A 19,788-nucleotide genomic window follows, 5' to 3' on the forward strand; every position below is an offset into this window, starting at 1 on the left:
ACAAGCCCGCACTAACGATCTACCAACCCTCCCCCTAGCCCCCACCCCCCGCCCGATCCTGAGCCGCGCGTCCCCGTTTGCCCAGGTTCCCTCAAGCAACGCGGGGCGGGGGGGCGCCCCCCCCCCCCACGGACGTAGCTCCCCCACGGATTTCACGTACCTGAAAAGGACGGATTTAGCAGAATGGCGAACTACACCGCCGCTGACGTGAAGCGCCTGCGCGAGATGACCGGCGCCGGCTTCATGGACTGCAAGAAGGCGATGGAGGAGAACGACGGCGACTTCGACAAGGCCGTCGAGTTCCTCCGGATCAAGGGCGCCAAGGACGTCGGCAAGCGCGCCGAGCGGGCCACCGCCGAGGGCCTGGTCGCCGGCGACGGCGGCGTCCTGATCGAGCTCGACTCCGAGACCGACTTCGTCGCCAAGAACGCCGACTTCCAGGCGCTCGCCGCGAAGATCGTCGAGGTCGCGAAGACCCTCAAGACCAGCGACGTGGACGCCCTCAAGGGCGCCGAGCTGGAGGGCAAGACCGTCAACGAGGTCGTGCAGGAGATGTCCGCCCGCATCGGCGAGAAGCTCGAGCTGCGCCGCGTCGTGTCCTTCGAGGGCCAGACCACGAACTACCTGCACCGCCGCGGCTCGGACCTGCCGCCGGCCGTCGGGGTGCTCATCGAGTTCACCGGTGACGACACCGAGGCCGCCCGCGCCGCCGCCATGCAGGTCGCCGCGCTGCGCGCGAAGTACCTGACCCGCGACGAGGTGCCCGCCGAGATCGTCGAGAACGAGCGCTCCATCGCGGAGAAGACCGCGCGTGAAGAGGGCAAGCCGGAGCAGGCCATGACGAAGATCGTCGAGGGCAAGGTCAACGCGTACTACAAGGACAACGTCCTGCTCGAGCAGCCGTCGGTCAAGGACAACAAGAAGACCGTCAAGGCCCTGCTCGACGCGGCCGGCGTGACGATCACGAAGTTCGCGCGCTTCGAGGTCGGCCAGGCCTGAGGCCAGGTCCGGGTATAGGTTTCACCCCCAGTGCCCCGTCTCCGTACATCGGGGACGGGGCACTGTCAGGTCTGAAGAGGAATCAGCGGTCGAAGGACCTAGGAGGCGACATAGATGGGTGACCGGGTCGAAGGTGGCTACCGGCGGGTGCTGCTGAAGCTGGGCGGCGAGATGTTCGGCGGTGGTTCGATCGGCGTCGATCCGGATGTCGTCCACTCGGTCGCGCAGCAGATCGCCGACGTCGCCCGCACCGGCGTCCAGGTCGCGGTCGTGATCGGCGGCGGCAACTACTTCCGCGGCGCCGAGCTGTCGGTGCGCGGCATGGACCGCGACCGCGCCGACTACATGGCGATGCTGGGTACCGTGATGAACTGCCTGGCGCTGCAGGACTTCCTGGAGAAGGAGGGCCTGCCCACCCGCGTGCAGACCGCCATCACGATGGGCCAGGTCGCCGAGCCCTACATCCCGCGCCGCGCCGAGCGGCACCTGGAGAAGGGACGCGTCGTGATCTTCGGCGCCGGGGTCGGCATGCCGTACTTCTCCACCGACACCGCGGCGGCGCAGCGGGCGCTCGAGCTGGGCTGCGAAGCCGTGCTGATGGCCAAGGCCGTCGACGGCGTCTACACCGCGGACCCGAAGGCCGACCCGACCGCCGAGATGTTCCGCGAGATCACCCACCGCGAGGTGCTGGAGCGGGACCTCAAGGTCGCCGACGCGACGGCGTTCAGCCTCTGCATGGACAACAACATGCCGATCATCGTGTTCAACCTGCTCACCGAGGGGAACATCGCCCGCGCGGTGAGTGGTGAAAGAATCGGCACGTTGGTCAGCACCCCCGCCGACGGGGTGCCGGCCTAGACCTGCTGGGATCAGCAAGCGCCACACCATCACAACACCGGGAGTAGCCGTGATCGACGAGACCCTCCTCGACGCCGAGGAGAAGATGGAAAAAGCGGTGTCCGTCGCGAAGGACGACCTGACGTCGGTGCGCACCGGCAGGGCCACTTCGTCGATGTTCTCGCGCATCGTGGTCGACTACTACGGCGCGCCGACCCCGCTGAACCAGCTGGCCAGCGTCAACGTGCCGGAGGCGCGGATGGCGCTGATCAAGCCCTACGACCAGACGCAGCTGAACGCCATCGAGAAGGCGATCCGGGACTCCGATCTCGGGGTCAACCCGAGCAACGACGGCAACGTGATCCGCATCGTCATCCCGCAGCTCACCGAGGAGCGGCGCAAGGAGATGGTCAAGGTCGCGAAGAGCAAGGGCGAGGACGCCCGGGTGACCATCCGCAGCATCCGCCGCAAGGCCAAGGAAGAGCTCGACCGCATCGGCAAGGACGGCGAAGCGGGCGAGGACGAGGTCGTGCGCGCGGAGAAGGAACTGCAGAACCTCACCGACAGCTACTCGCACAAGGTCGACGAGCTGGTCAAGCACAAGGAAGCCGAGCTGCTCGAGGTCTGATGGCACAGGTGAGCGAGGAACGCGAGGACCGGGTGGACGCCACCGGAGATCTGCCGGCGGACGCCGGCACCCCGGCCACGCCGGAGTTCCCGGGGACCGGCGCAGCGGCGGAGACGCCGGTCGTGCCGGAGACTTCGGGCGCGGCTTCGGCGACCTCGGAAACCGGCGAAGCGGGCCGGTTGTCGGCTGCCGGGACCGCCGAGGCGACATCGGTGCCGGCAGCCCCGGGAACCGAGGCGGTCCCCGAGGCCAAGAAGGCCTCCAAGGCCGGCCGCAACCTGCCCGCCGCGATCGGGGTCGGGTTGCTGCTCGGTGCAGCGATCATCGTTTCCCTGCTCACCGTGCGCTTCCTGTTCATCGGGATCATCGCGATCGCGATCGCGGTCGGCACCTTCGAGTTCGCCGGCGTGCTGCGCCGGGTCGCCGACACGCGGGTCGCGATGATCCCGGTGCTCGTCGGCGGCCAGGCGATGATCTGGCTGGCCTGGCCGTTCGGCCGGGAAGGCGCGCTCACGGCGTTCGTCCTCACCGTGCTCGCCTGCCTGCTGTGGCGCCTGCCCGGCGGCTCGAAGGGCTACCTGCGCGACATCAGCGCGTCGGTGTTCGCCGCCGCCTACCTGCCGCTCTTCGGCGCTTTCGCGGCGATGCTCGTGCCGCCGTCGGACGGTGTCGGGCGCGTACTCACGTTCCTGATCGGCGTCGTCGCGTCGGACACCGGCGGCTACATCGCCGGCGTGCTCGGCGGCAAGCATCCGATGGCCCCGACCATCAGCCCGAAGAAGACCTGGGAAGGCTTCGGGGGCTCGCTGGTCGGCGGCGTCGTCGCGGGCGCACTGACGCTCAGCCTGCTGCTGGACGGTCACGTCTGGCAGGGCGTGATCTTCGGCGTCGCGATCGTGCTGACGGCAACCCTGGGCGACCTCGTCGAGTCGCTGATCAAGCGCGACCTCGGCGTCAAGGACATGGGCACGCTGCTGCCCGGGCACGGCGGGATCATGGACCGCCTCGACTCGCTGCTGCCCTCCGCCGTGGTGTCCTGGCTGCTGCTCTCGGCGTTCGTGCCCCTCGGCTGACCTGCGGTGGGAGCTTCCGGCTCCCACACCGGAGGCAACGGTTCGTGGACGGCCGAAGCTTCGGCGGGTTTGACTCGGGGCATGCTCACCGAAACCCGCGCCCGGCTCGCGCTCTCCGCCGTCTGCCTGGGCTTCGTGATGATCACGCTCGACGCGACCATCGTGAACCTGGCCCTGCCCGCGATCGGTGCCGACTACGGCGAGCCGTCGACGGCGGCCCTGCAGTGGGTCGTCGACGCCTACACCGTCACGCTCGCCGCGTTCCTGCTCACCTGGGGCGCCGCCGGTGACCGGTGGGGTTCGCGCCGCGTCTTCGAGGTGGGCGTCGCCGTCTTCGTCGTCGCGTCCATCGCCTGCGCACTCGCCGGTGACGCGACCTGGCTGATCGCCGCGCGGGCGGTGCAGGGCGCGGGTGCGGCCGCGCTGCTGCCGTCGTCCCTCGCGCTGATCGTCCACCAGTTCCCGGACGCGCGGGAGCGAGCGCGCGCCCTCGGCGTGTGGGGCGGCATGAGCGGCGTCGGGCTCGCCGCCGGGCCGATGCTCGGCGGGCTCGCGGTCGGCCTCGCCGACTGGCGGCTTGTCTTCGCGGTCAACGTCCCGGTCGGCGTCGTCGCGATCGTCCTGACCCGCCGTGCGGTCGCGGAACCGCCCCGGCACGGGTCGACCCGCCTCGACCTCGCCGGCCAGCTGACCGGCACGGCGTCGCTCGCGGGGCTCGTCGCCGGGTTCATCGAGTCCGGGCACGCGGGGTGGCTCGCGCCGGCGACGATCGCGCTGCTCGGCGGGGGAGTGGTGGCCGGTGCGGTGTTCGTGGCGGTCGAGAAGCGCGTCGGAGAACCCGTGCTCCCGCTCGGGATCCTGAAGATCCGGAACTTCGCGGTGGCGACCGGGATCGGCGGTCTGTTCAACTTCTGCCTCTACGGCACGCTCTTCTGTCTCGCGCTGTACCTGCAACGTGCCTGGTCGCTCGGCGCGCTCGCGGCCGGCCTCGCCCTGGTGCCGCTGACGGTGGTGGTCGGGCTCAACGCGTTCTTCAGCGGCCGCCTGACCGGCCGGTCCGGCCCGCGCGTCCCGATGGTCGCGGGCGCGCTGGCGGGCCTCGCCGGTTCGGTGGGCTTCGCGCTGCTGCCCGCGGACCGCGCGCTCGTGCCGTTCGTCGTGGTCTCGGTCGTGTTCGGCTGCTGCTCGCTGGCCATGCCCGCGATGACGTCGCTCGCGATGAACTCCTTGCCGGGCCAGGCGGGGCTGGCCGCGGGCGTGCTCAACGCGTCGCGCCAGACCGGCGGCGCGATCGGGGTCGCGCTGGTCGGCGCGCTGCTCCCCGCCACCGGGATGTGGCTGGTGGCGGGCGGGTACGCGCTGGTCGCGGGGCTCGCGCTGGCCGAGCGTCAGTCGTCGTAGGGGTCGTCGACCTCGGCGCGGCCCCACTCCTCGGAGACGCGCGAGTGGTCGATCACCGCGAAGACGGCGCCTTCGGGGTCGGCCAGGATCGACATCCGGCCGAACGGCGTGTCGTAGGGCTGGATCACGACGGTGCCGCCGTTCATCAGCGCCTCACCGGCGACGGCGTCGACGCCGCGGGCCGGGTCGATGTCGAAGTAGACGAGCCAGTGCGGCGGGGTGTCGAGGCTGTACTCCGAGCCCATCACGTACCGGTACAGCACCGGCTCGTGCTCGATGAGCCATTCGACGTAGTCCAGCGACTCGCCGTCGCCGATCTGGTGGCTCCCGTAGGTGAAGAGCTTGGTGTAGAAGTGATCCGCCGCGACGCCGTCGTGCGTGTTGAGGTCCGCGCCGCTGAAGGTGTTGGGGATCCCGGTGACGAACTCCCAGTCCGGCGGGACCTCCCAGAACACCACCGGCGCGCCGCACGCGTCGTAGGCGTGCAGGATCGTGCCGCGCTGCGGGATCGGCATCGGGCCGAGCGTCAGCCGCCCGCCGAGGTGCTCCACCCATTCGGCCGCGCTCGCGGTGTGCGGCACGGACAGGTGCGGCATCCAGCCCAGCGGCGCGCCCTGGGCGGCGCGGTAGAGGCCGCCCACCGGGACGGTGTTGAGCGTCGCGATGGCGTACCTGCCGTCGGACGTCGCCGGATCGCGCTGAGTGGCGTACGTCCAGCCGAAGAGGGCACCGTAGAATCGTTCCGCCACGGCCTGCTCGCGGCAGGCCAGCTCGATCCAGCACGGAATTCCGGCCGGGACCGGGGACGGGGTACTGGACGGGCCGATCGCCATGGGTGCTCCTCCCGAGACCCACCGAATTCTATGCGTGATCCGTGTGGTTTCCGCCAAGAATTCGCCGCGGGAAGATCACTGGCGGCGAAGTAGGCCCCGGAAGGAGCAGCAGTGCGGTGGTCGTCCCGGCGCGCGGAGGTCGTGCCGAGTCCGAACATCTGGTACTACCAGGCCGATTACGAGCTGGAGAACCGGGCGCAGGACAGCGGCGGCGAGATCTGGCGCGTGCTGCGCGAAGAGGGCGACTGGACCGGCCGGGACGTGCTGGACATCGGCTGCGGCGACGGGTTCCACCTGCCGCGCTTCGCCCGCGACGCGCGTTCGGTGCTCGGGGTGGAGCCGCACGAGCCGCTCGTGCGAAGCGCGCTGGAGCGGGTGAAGGGTCTGTCGAACGTGGACGTTCGCCGGGGCCGGGCTCAGCGGCTGCCGGTCCGCAGCGCGAGCGTCGACGTCGTCCACGCGCGCACGGCGTACTTCTTCGGCCCCGGCTGCGAGCCGGGGCTGGCGGAGGCCGAGCGGGTGCTGCGGCCGGGCGGGGTACTGCTGATCGTCGACCTCGACGTGGCCGGCGAGCCCTACGGCACCTGGATGCGCGCCGACCTACCGCACTACGACCCGGCCGCCGTCGAACGGTTCTTCGCCCGGGCCGGCTTCGGGTGCCGCCGGGCCACCACCGAGTGGCGGTTCGAGACGGCGGGGGACCTCGAAGCGGTGCTGAAGATCGAGTTCAGCAAGCGCGTCGCCGAACAGGCGATCGCGGAGTCGTTGCAGCGTAATGGGAATCGCGCGCACGACCTGACGCTGCCGGTGGGCTACCGCGTCCACGCGCGGGCCAAGCCCACCGGCCTCGTCCTGCCAGGTCACTCGGCTGCTTCTTCGGACGTCGAGGACTCTTCGTCGTCCTCGCCGAGGATGCCGTAGAGCGAGCGCCGGGCGTCGTTGAGCACCTCGGCCGCGCGGGCCTGCTGGCTCTCGGTGCCCGCGCGCATGATCTGCACGACGGCGGCGGCCAGGTTCTTGCCCGCCTTGGCCAGCCCGATCTCGGTCGGGTCGACGTCCTGCGCGATCTGCTCCCACGGCGGGGTGCTGTCCTGCTCTTCCGCGGCGGTGCGGCCGGCGTCGGTCAGCTCGAAGAGCTTCTTGCCGTGCTCGTCCTTGCTGACGACCAGGCCTTCGTCGGCCAGCAGCTGCAGCGTCGGGTAGACCGAGCCGGGGCTCGGGCGCCAGAAGCCGCCGGAGCGCTCGCCGATTTCGCGGATGATCTCGTAGCCGTGCCGGGGCTGCTCGGCGAGCAGCGCCAGGATCGCGGCGCGGACGTCACCGCGGCGGCTGCGCCGTCCGCCGTGACCCCGCCGGCCCGGCCCGTGACCGCGACCGCGGCCCCGCCCGCCGGGACCGAAGCCCGGGGGGAAGTCGCCGAAGCCGCCGAAGGGAGCGCGTCCGCGTTCCTGGGCGAAGGGGTGGTCCTGCATGAAGGGGTTTCGTTGCCTGCGCATGTCGTTGTTCCTTTCTCGAACGGTTGCGACTGGTTCACGATATATCGGAAACAGTCGCCTGGCAACCCCGGTCCGGTGATCCCGCTCACGGAACTTGAGGCCTCAAGGTCCGCGCCCTAGATTAGGCAAGCCTAAACACCGGTTAGCAAAGGTAACGACCAGTGCGCACCCGAACGCTCCCGCTGACGGCCGGGCTGCTGGTCCTCGCGGTGGCCGTCGTCGCCGCCGTGCTGCTCAGCATCGCCGTCGGCACCCGCGGCCTGAGCCCGGGCACCGTCCTGGACGCGCTCTTCCACTTCCGGCCGGACGACCCCGACCACCTCGTGGTCCGTGAGCTCCGGCTCCCGCGCACGCTCGCCGGGGTGCTCGCCGGCGTCGCGCTGGGCCTGTCCGGCGCCGTCATCCAGGGCGCGACGCGCAACCCCCTGGCCGACCCGGGCCTGCTCGGCGTCAACGCCGGGGCGGCGCTGTTCGTCGTCCTCGGCATCGGCACCTTCGGCATCGCGAGCGTCAGCGGGTACGTCTGGTTCGGCTTCGCGGGCGCCGCGGTCGCCGGCGCCGTCGTCTACGGCGTCAGCTCGCTCGGGCGAGCGGGCGCGACGCCGGTGAAGCTCGCGCTGGCCGGCGCCGCCGTGACGGCCGCCCTGGCCTCGGTGACGAGCGCGCTCCTGCTGACCGACGCCACGACCTTCGACCAGTACCGGTTCTGGCAGGTCGGCTCGCTGACCGGCCGGGACGCGGCGACCGTCGGCCAGGCCGTCCCGTTCGTGGCCGCCGGTGTCGTGCTCGCCCTGGTCGCCGCCCGGCAGCTCAACGCGCTCGCGCTCGGCGAGGACGCCGCCCGCTCGCTCGGCCAGAACGTGACGGCGGCGCGGCTGGTGTGCGCGCTGGCCGTCGTCGTGCTGTGCGGGACGGCGACGGCGATCGCCGGGCCGATCGCGTTCGTCGGGCTGACCGTCCCGCACGCCGCCCGGCTGATCACCGGGCCCGACCACCGCTGGCTGCTCCCGTACTCGGCGCTGATGGCGCCGCTGCTCCTGCTCGTCTCGGACGTCGTCGGCCGCGTGGTCGCCCGGCCGGCCGAGGTGCAGGTCGGGATCATCACCGCGCTCGTCGGCGCGCCCGTCTTCGTGTTCCTGGTGCGCCGCCGGAAGGTCGTGGCCGTGTGAACGCCGTCGAGGTGGTCGTCGCAGCGCGTCGCCGTGGCGCCGTCCGGGCCCGGGCGGTCTCACTGCTGTTGCTGCTCGCGATCGTCGTCGTCTTCGGGCTTTCCCTGGCGGTGGGCGACTTTCCCGTCCCGCTCGGCGATCTCCCGGGCCTGCTCTTCGGGGACGGTGCCGGCCGCGCGGCCTACGTCGTGACGGAACTCCGGCTGCCGCGAGCCGTCACCGGCGCCCTCGTCGGCATCGCCTTCGGGGTCTCCGGCGCGCTCTTCCAGCGCCTGCTGCGCAACCCGCTGGCCAGTCCCGACGTCATCGGCGTGACGCAGGGCGCGAGCGCGGCGGCGGTCGTCGCGATCGTGCTGTTCGGGGCCGGCGGCGCGGTCGTCTCGGCCGCGGCACTGGCCGGTGCGCTGCTCACCGGCGCCACGATCTACCTGCTGGCCCGCCGCGGCGGCGTCCACGGCTACCGGCTGGTGCTCGTCGGCGTCGGGGTCGGCGCGGTGCTGACCAGCGTCGTCTCGTACCTGATGACCTGGGCCGACGTCACCCTCGCCCAGCAGGCCCTGATCTGGCTGACCGGCAACCTCAACGGCCGCGGCTGGGACCACGCCCTCCCGCTCGCCGCCGCGCTCGTCGTCCTGCTGCCGGCGGCGCTGGTCCAGAGCCGGGCGCTCACCGGGCTGCAGCTCGGCGACGACACGGCGGCGGGGCTCGGGCTCAGGGTCGAGCGCAGCCGCCTGGCGTTGCTCGTGGTCGCCGTCGCGCTGGCCGCGTTCGCGACGGCCGCCGCCGGACCGATCTCGTTCGTCGCCTTCGTGGCCAACCCGATCGCGACCCGGCTCGTCGGCGGCGCCCGCGCGGGACTCGTCCCGGCGGCGCTGACCGGCGCGCTCGTGGTGCTGCTCGGCGACTTCGTGGCCCAGCACCTGCTCGGCGCCCAGCTGCCGGTCGGCGTCGTCACCGGCGCCGTGGGCGCGCCCTACCTGCTGTGGCTGCTCGCGACCGCCAACCGCGCCGGGCGAGTGTGAGAGGAACGCCGTGACACTGCACACCGAGAACCTCGAACTCGGCTACGGGCCGTTGCGCGTGGTCAAGGACCTGTCCGTCCGCATCCCCGAGGGGCGCGTGACGATGATCGTCGGGACCAACGCCTGCGGGAAGTCGACGCTCCTGCGCGGGCTCGCGCGGCTGCTCACGCCGACCGCGGGCGCCGTCTACCTCGACGGCAAGGGCATCACGACGTTGCGCAGCAAGGACGTCGCGACCGTGCTCGGCCTGCTGCCGCAGTCGCCGACGGCGCCCGAAGGCATCACGGTCGCCGACCTCGTCGGCCGCGGCCGCTACCCGCACCAGGGCATGTTCCGCCGCTGGAGCGCCGAAGACGACGACGCCGTCGCGAAGGCGATGCTCGCGACCGACACCGTCGAGCTGGCGGACCGGCCGGTCGACGAGCTGTCCGGCGGGCAGCGCCAGCGCGTCTGGATCGCCATGGCCTTGGCGCAGCGGACGCCGGTGCTGCTGCTCGACGAGCCCACGACGTTCCTCGACATCGCCCACCAGGTCGAGGTCCTCGACCTGCTGGCCGAGCTGAACGCCGAGGACGGCCGGACGATCGTCATCGTCCTCCACGACCTCAACCTGGCCGCCCGCTACGGCGACCACCTGATCGCGATGAAGGACGGCCGGATCGCCGCCGAGGGCGCGCCCGCCGGCATCCTCACCGCCGAGCTCGTCGCCGACGTCTTCGGCATGCCCTGCCGAATCATCGAAGACCCGGTTTCCGCCACGCCTCTGGTCGTCCCGATCGGCCGGCGGCGGGCCACCCCGGAAAAGAAAGAAGTCGAATGAGTCCTCAGTGGACGCGCCTGGCCGCCGCCCTCGCGGCCGCCACGCTGCTGGCCGCCTGTGGTCAGCCCGAAAGGCCGAGCACGTCCGGCGTCGGCGACCAGGACGTCGCCACCGGCGGCCGGCTGTTCTCCACCGCGGACACCGAGACGGCCAAGCTGGGGGCCGACGTCGGCCCGGGCGTCTTCCCGCGGACCGTCACCCACGCGCTGGGCAAGACGAAGCTCGAGAAGAAACCCGAGCGGGTCGTCGTGCTCGACAGCGGCGAGCTGGACGACGTCCTCGCGCTCGGGGTCACGCCGGTCGGCATGGCCACCACCGCCGGGCAGAACGGCGTGCCGTCCTACCTGGCCGACCGCGCCAAGGGCATCAAGACGGTCGGGGACGTCAGCAACCTCAACCTGGAGGCGATCGCGGCGCTGAACCCAGACCTGATCGTCGGCAGCAAGCTGCGCGCCGACGACCTCTACCCGCAGCTGTCGAAGATCGCGCCGACGGTGTTCAGCATCCGCCCCGGGTTCCCGTGGAAGGAGAACCTGCTGCTGGTGGGGGCCTCGCTCGGCGACGAGACGAAGGCCACCGGGCTGCTGAACGACTACCAGAAGCGCGCGAACGAGGTGAAGGCCGCGGTCAAGGGCGCGCCGAAGATCTCGTTGCTGCGGTTCCACTCCACCGGCATCCGGCTCTACGGCAACCTGTCGTTCATCGGCGTCATCCTCAAGGACACCGGCCTGGCGCGCCCGGCCGACCAGAACATCGACGAGCTCGCCGCGCAGATCTCCAAGGAGCGCATCGACGAGGCCGACGGCGACTGGATCTTCTACTCCAGCTACGGCGCGGGTCCGAGCGCGGACGAGAAGGCCGTCACGAGCAGCGGCCTGTGGGCCGGCCTCGGCGCGGTCAAGGCGAAGCGCGCCATCCCGGTCGACGACGAGGTGTGGTTCCTCGGCCTCGGCCCGATCGGGGCGATGAAGGTCCTCGACGACCTCAAGAAGTACTTGGGCTGAGAAGATCGGCGGCGTGCCCGACACCATCGACGAGATCGACGCGCGCCTGCTCCAGGCGCTGGGCGAGGATCCCCGGTCCACGGCGGTCGCGCTGGCCGAGCGGCTGGGCCTGTCCCGCAACACCGTCCAGGCCCGGCTCGCGCGGCTGGAGCAGCGCGGGGTCCTCGGGTCGTTCGAACGCCGCATCGACCCGGCGCGGCTCGGCTACCCGCTGCGGGCGTTCGTCAACGCGCAGGTCGACCAGCGGCGGCTCGCGGAGATCGCCGACGCCCTCGCCACGATCCCCGAGGTCACCGAGGTGTGCGGGCTGACCGGCGCGAGCGACCTGATGGTGCAGGTGGTGGCCGTCGACGCCGACGACCTCTACCGCATCGCCGGGCGGATCCTGGCCTCGCCCGGGGTGGAGCGGACGAACATCTCGCTCGTCATGCGCGAGCTCGTCCCGTACCGGCTCGCGCCCCTGCTGGAACGCGTGCATTCTGCGCACCCGGAGACCTGAGCCGTCCCGTTCTGGTGGGCATTCTGCTCGGTTTCGAGGGCGTCGGTTGTGCGTTGCGTCCACCAGTGGTGTCCTGGTGCGCGCTTCCTGCACGAAAGGTGTCGACGATGACCCAGGCCCCCGCGCCCGCGACGAGCACGCTCGCCACGATCGAGCAGCGGGTCCTGTGGCTCGCCACCGCGATCGTGCACCAAGCGAACCGCGTCCGGCCCAACCCGTCCGGGCTGAAGGTCGGCGGGCACCAGGCGTCGTGTGCGTCGCTGGTTTCGATCATGACGTCGCTGTGGTTCCGGCACCTGCGCCCCGAGGACCGCGTCTCGGTGAAGCCGCACGCGTCGCCGGTGCTCCACGCGATCAACTACCTGCTCGGCGAGCTCGACGAGGCCTACCTGCCGACGCTGCGCGAGTTCGGCGGGCTGCAGAGCTACCCGAGCCGCGCCAAGGACCCCGACCCGGTGGACTACTCGACCGGCTCGGTCGGCATCGGCGCGACCGCGCCGATCTGGGGCGCGCTGGCCCGCCGCTACCTGACCACCCGGGGCTCGGCCGCCGGCACCGGCCGCCAGTACTCGCTGGTCGGCGACGCCGAACTCGACGAGGGCGCGATCTGGGAGGCCATCCTCGACCCGGGGGTGGCCGACCTGGGCGAGATCGTCTGGATCGTCGACCTCAACCGGCAGTCGCTCGACCGTGTCGTGCCGAACATCGCGGCCGGACGGCTGCAGGGCATGTTCGACGCGGCCGGCTGGCAGGTCCTGGCGCTGAAGTACGGGCGGCTGCTGGAGGAGCTGTTCACCCGGCCCGGCGGCACCGACCTGCGCGCGCGGATCGACGACATGCCGAACCCCGAGTACCAGCGGCTGCTGCGCTGCGACGCCGCCCAGGTGCGCGACCGGCTGCCCGCTGGGAACTCCGCGCTGGCTTCGTTGGTGGCCTCGCTGGACGACGAGACGCTGCTGGCCGCGATCCGCAACCTCGGCGGCCACGACCTCGGCTCGCTCGACGAGGTCTTCGCGTCCATTTCGGACAGCCGGCCCACGGTGATCTTCTGCTACACCGTCAAGGGGCGCGGTCTCCCCACGCAGGGGCACCCGCAGAACCACTCGTCGCTGCTGACCGTCGCGCAGATGGAAGAGCTGGCTTCGTCGTCGGGGACGGACCTCGCTTCGCCGTGGGAGGACTTCGCGCCGGGCTCGCCTGAAGCTGCGATGTGCACTGAAGTCGCTTCGCGCCTTCGCCGTCCCGTTGTGCCTTCGTTGCCTTCGGTGGAGCTGCCCGTCGACATCGGGCGGACGCCGTCCGGGACCGCGACGACGCAGGCCGCGTTGGGTCGCGTGCTGCTCGACCTGACGCGCGAAGCGCCCGAAGCGGCGAAGCGGGTCGTGACGGTCAGCCCCGACGTCAGCTCGACCACCAACCTCGGCGGCTGGGTCAACAAGGTCGGCGTCTGGTCGGCGACCGAGCGCCATGACTGGTTCGAGGACGACCCCGAAACGATCATGCACTGGCGGGAGAAGCCGACCGGCCAGCACGTCGAGCTGGGCATCGCCGAGACGAACCTGGTCGGGCTGCTGGGCGAACTCGGCGCGACCTGGAGCCGCTGGGGCGAGCCGCTGCTGCCCATCGGCGTCATGTACGACCCGTTCGTCGAGCGCGCGCTGGAGCCGTGGTCGTTCGGCATCTACGCGGGCGGGCAGTCGATCCTGATCGGCACGCCGTCCGGCGTCACGCTCGCCCCGGAGGGCGGCGCGCACCAGTCGATCACCACGCCGTCGATCGGCATCGAGCAGCCCGGCTGCGTCAGCTACGAACCGGCGTTCGCGATCGACACCGAGTGGACGCTGCTGGCGGCGCTCGGCCGGCTCGGCAAGCCGGGCGGCACGTCGTCGTACTTCCGGCTCTCGACGCGTCCGGTCGACCAGACCCTGGCCGGCGTGCCCACCGACCCGGCCGCGCGCGAACGCCGTCGCCGTCAGGTGGTGGCGGGCGCGTACCTGCTGCGACGTTCTTCGTCTCCGTCGGTCACGTTGGCGGCGATGGGTGCGCTGGTGCCGGACACCCTGGCGGCGGCCGAGCGGCTGGCGCAGGTGGGCGTCGAGGCCGACGTCGTGTGCGTGACCAGCCCTGGCCTGCTGTTCGAGGCCCAGCAGGCGCGCTCGGGCCGGGGCGGCGGGGAGTCGTGGATCCTCGACCAGGTATTCCCGGCTTCGCGGGCGAAGCCGCTGGTCACGGTGCTCGACGGCCATCCGCACACGCTGGCGTTCCTGTCCGGGATCAACCGGGTGCCGTCGGTCGCGCTCGGCGTCACGGGCTTCGGCCAGTCCGGGTCGCTGGAGGACGTGTACCGCCACCACGGCATCGACACGGACGCGATCATCCGGGCGGCGCTCGACGTCGTCAGCTGAAGGTCGCCGCGGCGAGCATCTCGTCCATCTTCGCGTCCCAGTCAGCGGAGGCCCCGTACTCGACCACGAGGATCTTGCTCGTCGGCAGCCACCACATCCGGACTTTGTTGTTCTGGGTCGCGTCCTGGCAGGTGACCTGCCACTCGCCGTACTCGGCCTTCTTCGGGCCGATCGGCTTGAACCCGGAATCGAGGAGGTCGCTGCCGGTCGCGACGGCGGCGTCCCCGGGCGGCGAGGCGGCGGTGATGCACGTCGGGACGTCCGTGCCGGTGTACCAGCCGAAGGGGCGCTTCGCGCTGGGCAGGTTGATGGGGGCGTTGGGGTCCGAAGTCGCTTCGTGCAGGTCCAGCAGCCGCGCCAGGCAGACGGCACCGCCTTCGGCGACGCAGCCGTCGAGCAGGCCGTCCTGGCTCTTGTCCGTGTACGTGGTGCCGACGGGCAGGGCGACGTGCATGGTCGCGACCACGACCTGCGGCCCGGCGACCTTGGTCACGGTCGGAACGGGCTGCGCCTGACCGCCGGTGGTGGAACTGCAGGCGGCGGCGCTCAGCGCCACCGCGACCGCGACGGCCAGGATGAAACGGCTCCGCACGAACTCACCTCTTTCGTCCGCCCTTGGACTCGCGACCGCCCCGGCCGGTTTCACCGGGCGATCGACAATCTAGCCAGCGCGGGCGAAGGCGGTGTCGTCCACCTCCGTGCCGGTCCGCGGGTGACCTGGGGTACACCCGGCCAGGGCGGTGATACGTGGAAGTCACAGCGGACGCAGACGTGCGATCACTCGACTGTTCGCCGTCGTTCAGGGCCGGTTGTACTGCTCGCATGTTCGAAGCACGCTTGACCGGTCATGTGCGGTAAAGCCCGGTAAGAAGCTCGAGCACGGTGCGGGTGGCCGGGTGGGGGTCGTCGCGCCACCAGACCAGTCGTACGGCGATCGGTTCGGCGTCGCGTACCGGCAGGTAGACGATGCCGGGCCTGGGATATTGGTCAACGACGGACTGCGCGGTGACCCCCACGCAGCGGCCGGTGGCGATGACCGTGAGCCAGTCGTCGATGTCGCGGCTCTCCTGTTCCGCGGGGCGCGCGTCCGCGGGCCACAAATCCGCGGTGGTCGTTCCGGTGCGCCGGTCGACGAGCAGGACGCGGCTGCTGAGATCGGCCAGCTGCACTGAGCGGCGCCGCGCCAAGGGGTCGGAGGCGGCCATCGCGCACCAGCGTGCTTCCAGACCCACGATGGCGCCGGCGAAGCGGCGGTCCTCCAGCGGCCTACGGATGACCGCAAGGTCCGCGGTGCCCTCGGCCAGGCCGGCGCTCGGGGAGTTGATGCGAAGCAGGTGCAGTTGCGTTTCCGGGTGCGATTCCCGCCACCGGTGTTGAAAGGGGAGTGTGAGTCGGCCGAGTGCCGACCAGGAGTGGCCGATACGCAGTTCGACGTGGCCCGATGTTGCTTCTTGTACCAGGTTGTCGACCTCGCTCAGCACGCGCCGGGCGTGCGCCACGACGCGTAGTCCGATCGCAGTCGGCGAGGTTTCGCGGGACGTACGACGCAGCAGCCGTACGCCGAGGCGCTTCTCGAGCGCCGAAATTGTGCGGGAGACCGCAGCCTGTGAGACCCCCAGAGCGATCGCGGCGTCGGTGAACGTGCCCTCGTCCACGATCGCGACGAGGCAGCGCAACTGACGCAGCTCGACATCCATAACCAAATCGTATAGCCGACCCGTTCCATGCATTTTGCGCATGCTCCATCGCGGCGCAGGATCGATGCATGCACGCAGACCCCACTCGCCCTGCAGACCTCGCCGTCCTGCCCACGAAGCCTGGCGCCGTGCCTGTAGCCGGGGTCTGCACGATGCTCGCCAGCGGCCTTTCGAACCAGCTCGGCGCCGCGATCGGGTCGCTGGCCTTCCCGGTGCTCGGCCCTGTCGGCGTCGTCGCGGTCCGCCAGTGCGTCGCGGCGGCGGCGCTGCTCTTGGTCGGTCGGCCCCGCCTTCGGTCCTTCACGCGGCGCCAGTGGGGGCCGGTGCTGCTGCTCGCGACCGTCTTCGGTGTGGTGAACCTGTCGCTCTATACCGCGATCGACCGGATCGGACTCGGCCTGGCGGTGACCCTGGAGTTCCTCGGTCCCCTCACGATCGCGCTGGCCGGCTCGCGCAGACGCGTGGACCTGGGCTGTGCCGTACTTGCCGTGGCGGGAGTCGTCGTACTGATGCGCCCGCGCCCCACCGCCGATTACCTCGGCATGGGGCTCGCCCTGCTCGCCGCTGCCTGCTGGGCCGCTTACATCCTTCTCAACCGTTCCATCGGGCAGCGCATCCCCGGGGCACAGGGCACGGCCGCCGCGGCGGGGCTGTCCGCCTTGGTCTACCTGCCCATCGGAGCCGGCGTCGTGGTGCACCACACGCCTTCCGCCGGGGCGGTCGGTGCGGCTGTCGCGGCCGGAATCCTGTCCTCCGCATTGCCGTTCCTCGCGGACGTGTTCACGCTGCGCCGCGTTCCCGCTGAGGCGTTCGGGTTGTTCATGAGCGTCAACCCGGTGTTTGCCGCGGCCGTCGGCGTACTCGTTCTGGGACAGAAGCTCGACGTGGCCGCTTGGTTGAGCATCGCGGCGATCATCGCGGCCAACGCCATCAGCATCCTCACAAAGCTGAGGCGCGCTTGACGCCGCGATGGGTGCTCAACGTACGCCGAAGCAGTGCCCTATCAAGATCACTCCACTTCCGCAAAGGAGCCTTCCATGCCCGGTGTCACGCTGACCGATCATCTCTTCTCCGTCCCCCTCGACCATGATCAGCCAGATGGCGAGCACATCGAGATCTACGCTCGCGAGGTGGTGGCCACCGGACGCGAGCGCGAGCGGCTTCCCTGGCTGCTGTTTTTGCAAGGCGGCTCCGGCATGCTGCCGCCGCGTCCGGTCGGCCGGGACTCCTGGCTGGACCGCGCACTCGACGACTACCGCGTCCTACTGCTCGACCAGCGCGGCACGGGCCGCTCCAGTCCGATCACCCGTCAAACGCTCCCGGCCCGTGGCGAGCCCGCCGCGCAGGCCGACTACCTCACCCATTTCCGCGCCGACGCCATCGTCCGCGACGCCGAACTGATCAGGCGCGAACTGACCGGCGAACCGTGGTCGGTGCTCGGCCAGAGCTTCGGCGGCATGTGCACCGTCACCTATCTCTCGTTCGCGCCCGAGGGCCTGCGCGAGGCGATAATCACCGGCGGTCTTCCCGGTTTGCGCGTCACCCCCGCCGCGGTCTACCGCGCGGCCTATCCGCGCGTGCACCGCAAGAACACCGCGTACTACCGCCGGTACCCGCAGGACGCCGCCTCGGTCCGCCGCATTGCCGCGCACCTGATCGAGCGCCCGGCGTCGATGCCGGACGGATCCTTGCTCACCGTCGAGGCCTTCCAGTCGCTCGGGTTGATGCTCGGCATGAGCGACGGCGCGGACGTGCTGCACTACCTTCTCGAAGACACCTGGGCCGGAGCGGAGCTGTCCGACAGTTTCCTCGCCCGCGCCGCGGCTTTCCTCAGCTACGCCCAACTGCCGCTGAAATCGCTCATGCTTGAACTCACCTACGCCCAGCGCGGCACCGGCGCGCCGAATTGGGCGGCTCAGCGGGTGCGCGGCGAGTTCCCCCAGTTCGACGCGCGCACGGCGTTGGCCGGGGACGACCCGGTGCTGTTCACCGGCGAGATGACCTACCCGTCCCAATTCGACCAACCCTGTCTCGCGCCCCTGCGCGAGCCGGCCGAGGTGCTGTTCGCCCGCGGGGACTGGCCCGACCTCTACGATCCGCAGCGCTTGGCCGCGAACGAAGTCCCCGTGGCCGCCGCCGTCTACCTCGACGACATGTACGTCGATGCCACTTACTCGCTGCAGACCGCTGAGACCATCAGGGGCCTGCGGCTGTGGGCGACCAACGAGCACGAGCACGACGGGCTCCGCGCCAGTAGCGGACGAGTCCTCGACCAACTGCTGCGAATGCTGCACGGCCAGATCTGAAGCGGAACACGAACCGCCACGTACCTACCCGAATCTGGATGAGTACACGCTAAGGAGCCCTTGATGGGTCGCCGTAGCATCCGCCGAAAAAACTATGCCTGACCAGCAGCAACGTGGCTCCCGATGGGGTTACCCTCATCCGATCAGTGGTCAGGCAGCCAGGCCGACCCGTTGGCAGAGGTCCCGCACCGCGGCACGTTCGCCCGGCGATCAGCTCCTATACTGCGGCATGCGGAACTTCGGTGGCGCACGTGCTCGTTGACTGGCCGACTTGCGACGTCCCCGACGGGCCGTGCCCCGGCATCCGGGTCGAGGGATTCCACCAGTGCCTCGCTCACCTCAGCGAGACCGACCGGTCCCTTTTCCTCAGCCGTCTCGATCCGGGTGCGGATGTCGATGCCCGCGGAGTTTTCCTCAGCGAGGAGCTCATGGCCGAGTTGGTGGAAGCTGTCGGTCATTTCGGTGACCTGAACTTCACTCGAGCAAACTTCGAGAACGTCGACAAGCTCGGGCCGCTGATCGCTCATCGGCTCGTTCTCGATGGCGCGACGTTCACGCGGGGCGTGGACATCGAAGTGCAGGCCGCCTGGGTGAGTTGTGTGGCGACTCGGTTCGAGAAGGGAGTGACTCTGCGGGTGAACAGCGCGTTGATTGACGCGGAGAGGGTACTTCTCGGTGCTCCGTCGACGATCATGGACGTCGGCGTCGGCGACCCCTCGGCGATGGAGAGACTCGCTTGGTATCCCGCCTGGGACAAGCAGCGGCAAGACTCGGGGATGATAGGAGTGGCGGCGCTGGTGTCGTTGCGCGGAACCGACGTCAGCAACCTCGTTTTGGTGGACGTCGATTTGCGCTGGTGTCTGTTCGCCGGCGCTCACCGTCTGGACCAGCTTCGCTTCGAAGGGAACTGTTGGTTTGACAGCTTGACTGTCCGCTGGCCGGTGACTCAGCGGACAATGCTGGCCGAGGAGTATCTGGAGCGCTGGACTATGGACAGGCACCCCTTCGTCGCCGATCACGCGATGGTTCCCGTGGAAAGGGTCGCGGGTCTGTACCGATCGCTGCGCAAAGCTCTCGAGGACAGCAAGAACGAAGCCGGAGCCGGTGACTTCTACTACGGTGAAATGGAAGCACGACGCCGATACCCCGGAACCCCCTGGGCCGAGCGAAAGATTTTGCGCGCCTACTGGCTGCTCTCCGGGTACGGGCAGCGCGCCGGGCGGGCGATTGCCGCGATGTGCGTACTCCTCTCCATGGTGACCGTGCTGCTCTTCACTGTCGGCCTGCCCGCCACGCAGGTCGGAACTTGGCCACGGATCGATCAGTCACTGCGGATCGCGATGGGCGCTGTCGTGTTCCGGGATTCCGGTCAGCAGCTGACCGAAGCAGGCGCCTGGACAGTCATGATCGCCCGGTTCGTGGGCCCGGTCTTGTTGGCTCTCGCTGTTCTCGCGGTCCGGGCCCGTGTCAAGCGCTAGCTGTAGTCGCCCTCTACGGTCCATTGTGGATCGGCGCCGACGGTTGCCCGGAGTAGCAACGCGATGTCATCCTCAGCTCCTTCCAAAACCACCTGGATGCGCACGAGCGGCCGCTTGCTCC

The 19,788-nt window shown here is 70.4% G+C and carries 19 protein-coding genes; 15 read left to right on the forward strand and 4 right to left on the reverse strand.

Going from position 1 to position 19,788, the window contains the following annotated elements; all coding sequences use genetic code 11:
• Window positions 1-183 precede the first annotated feature (183 nt).
• The 5 genes from tsf (at window position 184) to AB0N03_RS48230 (ending at window position 4,938) form a co-directional block, all read left to right on the forward strand.
• Complete coding sequence (gene tsf / locus AB0N03_RS48210; RefSeq protein ID WP_364387537.1) at window positions 184-999, forward strand: translation elongation factor Ts; 816 nt, start codon at window positions 184-186, stop codon at window positions 997-999.
• Between the two features lie 114 nt (window positions 1,000-1,113).
• The gene (pyrH, locus tag AB0N03_RS48215) at window positions 1,114-1,857 is read left to right on the forward strand and encodes a UMP kinase (protein WP_364387539.1); all 744 of its coding nucleotides are present in this window, start codon (window positions 1,114-1,116) and stop codon (window positions 1,855-1,857) included.
• A 49-nt stretch (window positions 1,858-1,906) separates the two neighbouring features.
• Window positions 1,907-2,464 (forward strand): ribosome recycling factor, encoded by a 558-nt coding sequence (gene frr, locus AB0N03_RS48220; RefSeq protein ID WP_364387541.1) that lies wholly within the window; start codon window positions 1,907-1,909, stop codon window positions 2,462-2,464.
• Window positions 2,464-3,537 (forward strand): phosphatidate cytidylyltransferase, encoded by a 1,074-nt coding sequence (locus AB0N03_RS48225; RefSeq protein WP_364387543.1) that lies wholly within the window; start codon window positions 2,464-2,466, stop codon window positions 3,535-3,537. Before frr ends, AB0N03_RS48225 begins: the two co-directional genes overlap by 1 nt.
• An 81-nt stretch (window positions 3,538-3,618) precedes the next feature.
• Window positions 3,619-4,938, forward strand: coding sequence for an MFS transporter (locus tag AB0N03_RS48230; RefSeq protein WP_364387545.1), 1,320 nt, complete (start codon window positions 3,619-3,621; stop codon window positions 4,936-4,938).
• Here AB0N03_RS48230 and AB0N03_RS48235 read toward each other — a convergent pair.
• Window positions 4,926-5,771 (reverse strand): VOC family protein, encoded by an 846-nt coding sequence (locus AB0N03_RS48235; protein WP_364387547.1) that lies wholly within the window; start codon window positions 5,769-5,771, stop codon window positions 4,926-4,928. The two genes, AB0N03_RS48230 and AB0N03_RS48235, sit on opposite strands and share 13 nt — an antisense overlap.
• A 111-nt stretch (window positions 5,772-5,882) precedes the next feature.
• Between AB0N03_RS48235 and AB0N03_RS48240 the strand changes: the two genes are divergently transcribed.
• The gene (locus AB0N03_RS48240) at window positions 5,883-6,692 is read left to right on the forward strand and encodes a class I SAM-dependent methyltransferase (protein WP_364387549.1); all 810 of its coding nucleotides are present in this window, start codon (window positions 5,883-5,885) and stop codon (window positions 6,690-6,692) included.
• On the opposite strand, the gene AB0N03_RS48245 is transcribed toward AB0N03_RS48240, so the two are convergent.
• On the reverse strand, window positions 6,632-7,267 hold the full coding sequence (locus AB0N03_RS48245; RefSeq protein ID WP_364387551.1) for a PadR family transcriptional regulator: 636 nt from the start codon (window positions 7,265-7,267) through the stop codon (window positions 6,632-6,634). The genes AB0N03_RS48240 and AB0N03_RS48245 overlap by 61 nt on opposite strands.
• A gap of 161 nt (window positions 7,268-7,428) precedes the next feature.
• Here AB0N03_RS48245 and AB0N03_RS48250 point away from each other — a divergent pair, with 161 nt between their 5' ends.
• The 6 genes from AB0N03_RS48250 to AB0N03_RS48275 all read left to right on the forward strand — a co-directional run bounded on the left by AB0N03_RS48250 (window position 7,429) and on the right by AB0N03_RS48275 (window position 14,186).
• The gene (locus AB0N03_RS48250; protein ID WP_364387553.1) at window positions 7,429-8,436 is read left to right on the forward strand and encodes an iron chelate uptake ABC transporter family permease subunit; all 1,008 of its coding nucleotides are present in this window, start codon (window positions 7,429-7,431) and stop codon (window positions 8,434-8,436) included.
• The gene (locus AB0N03_RS48255) at window positions 8,433-9,458 is read left to right on the forward strand and encodes an iron chelate uptake ABC transporter family permease subunit (RefSeq protein ID WP_364387555.1); all 1,026 of its coding nucleotides are present in this window, start codon (window positions 8,433-8,435) and stop codon (window positions 9,456-9,458) included. Before AB0N03_RS48250 ends, AB0N03_RS48255 begins: the two co-directional genes overlap by 4 nt.
• Window positions 9,459-9,468: 10 nt before the next feature.
• Window positions 9,469-10,278, forward strand: a complete 810-nt coding sequence (locus tag AB0N03_RS48260; protein WP_364387557.1) for an ABC transporter ATP-binding protein — start codon at window positions 9,469-9,471, stop codon at window positions 10,276-10,278.
• On the forward strand, window positions 10,275-11,282 hold the full coding sequence (locus AB0N03_RS48265; protein ID WP_364387559.1) for an iron-siderophore ABC transporter substrate-binding protein: 1,008 nt from the start codon (window positions 10,275-10,277) through the stop codon (window positions 11,280-11,282). Before AB0N03_RS48260 ends, AB0N03_RS48265 begins: the two co-directional genes overlap by 4 nt.
• 13 nt (window positions 11,283-11,295) lie before the next feature.
• Window positions 11,296-11,781 (forward strand): Lrp/AsnC family transcriptional regulator, encoded by a 486-nt coding sequence (locus AB0N03_RS48270; protein WP_364387561.1) that lies wholly within the window; start codon window positions 11,296-11,298, stop codon window positions 11,779-11,781.
• A 107-nt stretch (window positions 11,782-11,888) separates the two neighbouring features.
• Complete coding sequence (locus AB0N03_RS48275) at window positions 11,889-14,186, forward strand: pyruvate dehydrogenase (protein ID WP_364387563.1); 2,298 nt, start codon at window positions 11,889-11,891, stop codon at window positions 14,184-14,186.
• Here the strand turns inward: AB0N03_RS48275 and AB0N03_RS48280 are convergent.
• Together AB0N03_RS48280 and AB0N03_RS48285 are read right to left on the reverse strand one after the other, a co-directional pair.
• The gene (locus AB0N03_RS48280; RefSeq protein WP_364387565.1) at window positions 14,179-14,778 is read right to left on the reverse strand and encodes a hypothetical protein; all 600 of its coding nucleotides are present in this window, start codon (window positions 14,776-14,778) and stop codon (window positions 14,179-14,181) included. The genes AB0N03_RS48275 and AB0N03_RS48280 overlap by 8 nt on opposite strands.
• Before the next feature lie 253 nt (window positions 14,779-15,031).
• Complete coding sequence (locus AB0N03_RS48285) at window positions 15,032-15,883, reverse strand: LysR family transcriptional regulator (protein WP_364387567.1); 852 nt, start codon at window positions 15,881-15,883, stop codon at window positions 15,032-15,034.
• Between the two features lie 152 nt (window positions 15,884-16,035).
• Between AB0N03_RS48285 and AB0N03_RS48290 the strand changes: the two genes are divergently transcribed.
• The 3 genes from AB0N03_RS48290 (at window position 16,036) to AB0N03_RS48300 (ending at window position 19,667) form a co-directional block, all read left to right on the forward strand.
• Entirely contained in the window at window positions 16,036-16,845 is an 810-nt protein-coding gene (locus AB0N03_RS48290) for an EamA family transporter (RefSeq protein WP_364387569.1), read from the forward strand.
• Between the two features lie 75 nt (window positions 16,846-16,920).
• Entirely contained in the window at window positions 16,921-18,189 is a 1,269-nt protein-coding gene (locus tag AB0N03_RS48295; protein WP_364387571.1) for an alpha/beta fold hydrolase, read from the forward strand.
• A 242-nt stretch (window positions 18,190-18,431) separates the two neighbouring features.
• The gene (locus AB0N03_RS48300) at window positions 18,432-19,667 is read left to right on the forward strand and encodes a hypothetical protein (protein ID WP_364387573.1); all 1,236 of its coding nucleotides are present in this window, start codon (window positions 18,432-18,434) and stop codon (window positions 19,665-19,667) included.
• Window positions 19,668-19,788 lie beyond the last annotated feature (121 nt).

The sequence above is a fragment of the Amycolatopsis sp. NPDC051061 genome (assembly GCF_040682935.1).
Taxonomy (GTDB): domain Bacteria; phylum Actinomycetota; class Actinomycetes; order Mycobacteriales; family Pseudonocardiaceae; genus Amycolatopsis.

Excerpts from the sequence above, each read along its gene's own strand:
- pyrH (WP_364387539.1), top strand. The coding sequence starts at position 1,114 with ATGGGTGACCGGGTCGAAGGTGGCTACCGGCGGGTGCTGCTGAAGCTG.
- AB0N03_RS48245 (WP_364387551.1), bottom strand. The coding sequence starts at position 7,267 with ATGCGCAGGCAACGAAACCCCTTCATGCAGGACCACCCCTTCGCCCAG.
- AB0N03_RS48235 (WP_364387547.1), bottom strand. The coding sequence starts at position 5,771 with ATGGCGATCGGCCCGTCCAGTACCCCGTCCCCGGTCCCGGCCGGAATT.
- AB0N03_RS48285 (WP_364387567.1), bottom strand. The coding sequence starts at position 15,883 with ATGGATGTCGAGCTGCGTCAGTTGCGCTGCCTCGTCGCGATCGTGGAC.
- AB0N03_RS48230 (WP_364387545.1), top strand. The coding sequence starts at position 3,619 with ATGCTCACCGAAACCCGCGCCCGGCTCGCGCTCTCCGCCGTCTGCCTG.
- AB0N03_RS48275 (WP_364387563.1), top strand. The coding sequence starts at position 11,889 with ATGACCCAGGCCCCCGCGCCCGCGACGAGCACGCTCGCCACGATCGAG.
- tsf (WP_364387537.1), top strand. The coding sequence starts at position 184 with ATGGCGAACTACACCGCCGCTGACGTGAAGCGCCTGCGCGAGATGACC.
- AB0N03_RS48225 (WP_364387543.1), top strand. The coding sequence starts at position 2,464 with ATGGCACAGGTGAGCGAGGAACGCGAGGACCGGGTGGACGCCACCGGA.
- AB0N03_RS48295 (WP_364387571.1), top strand. The coding sequence starts at position 16,921 with ATGCCCGGTGTCACGCTGACCGATCATCTCTTCTCCGTCCCCCTCGAC.
- AB0N03_RS48265 (WP_364387559.1), top strand. The coding sequence starts at position 10,275 with ATGAGTCCTCAGTGGACGCGCCTGGCCGCCGCCCTCGCGGCCGCCACG.
- AB0N03_RS48290 (WP_364387569.1), top strand. The coding sequence starts at position 16,036 with ATGCTCGCCAGCGGCCTTTCGAACCAGCTCGGCGCCGCGATCGGGTCG.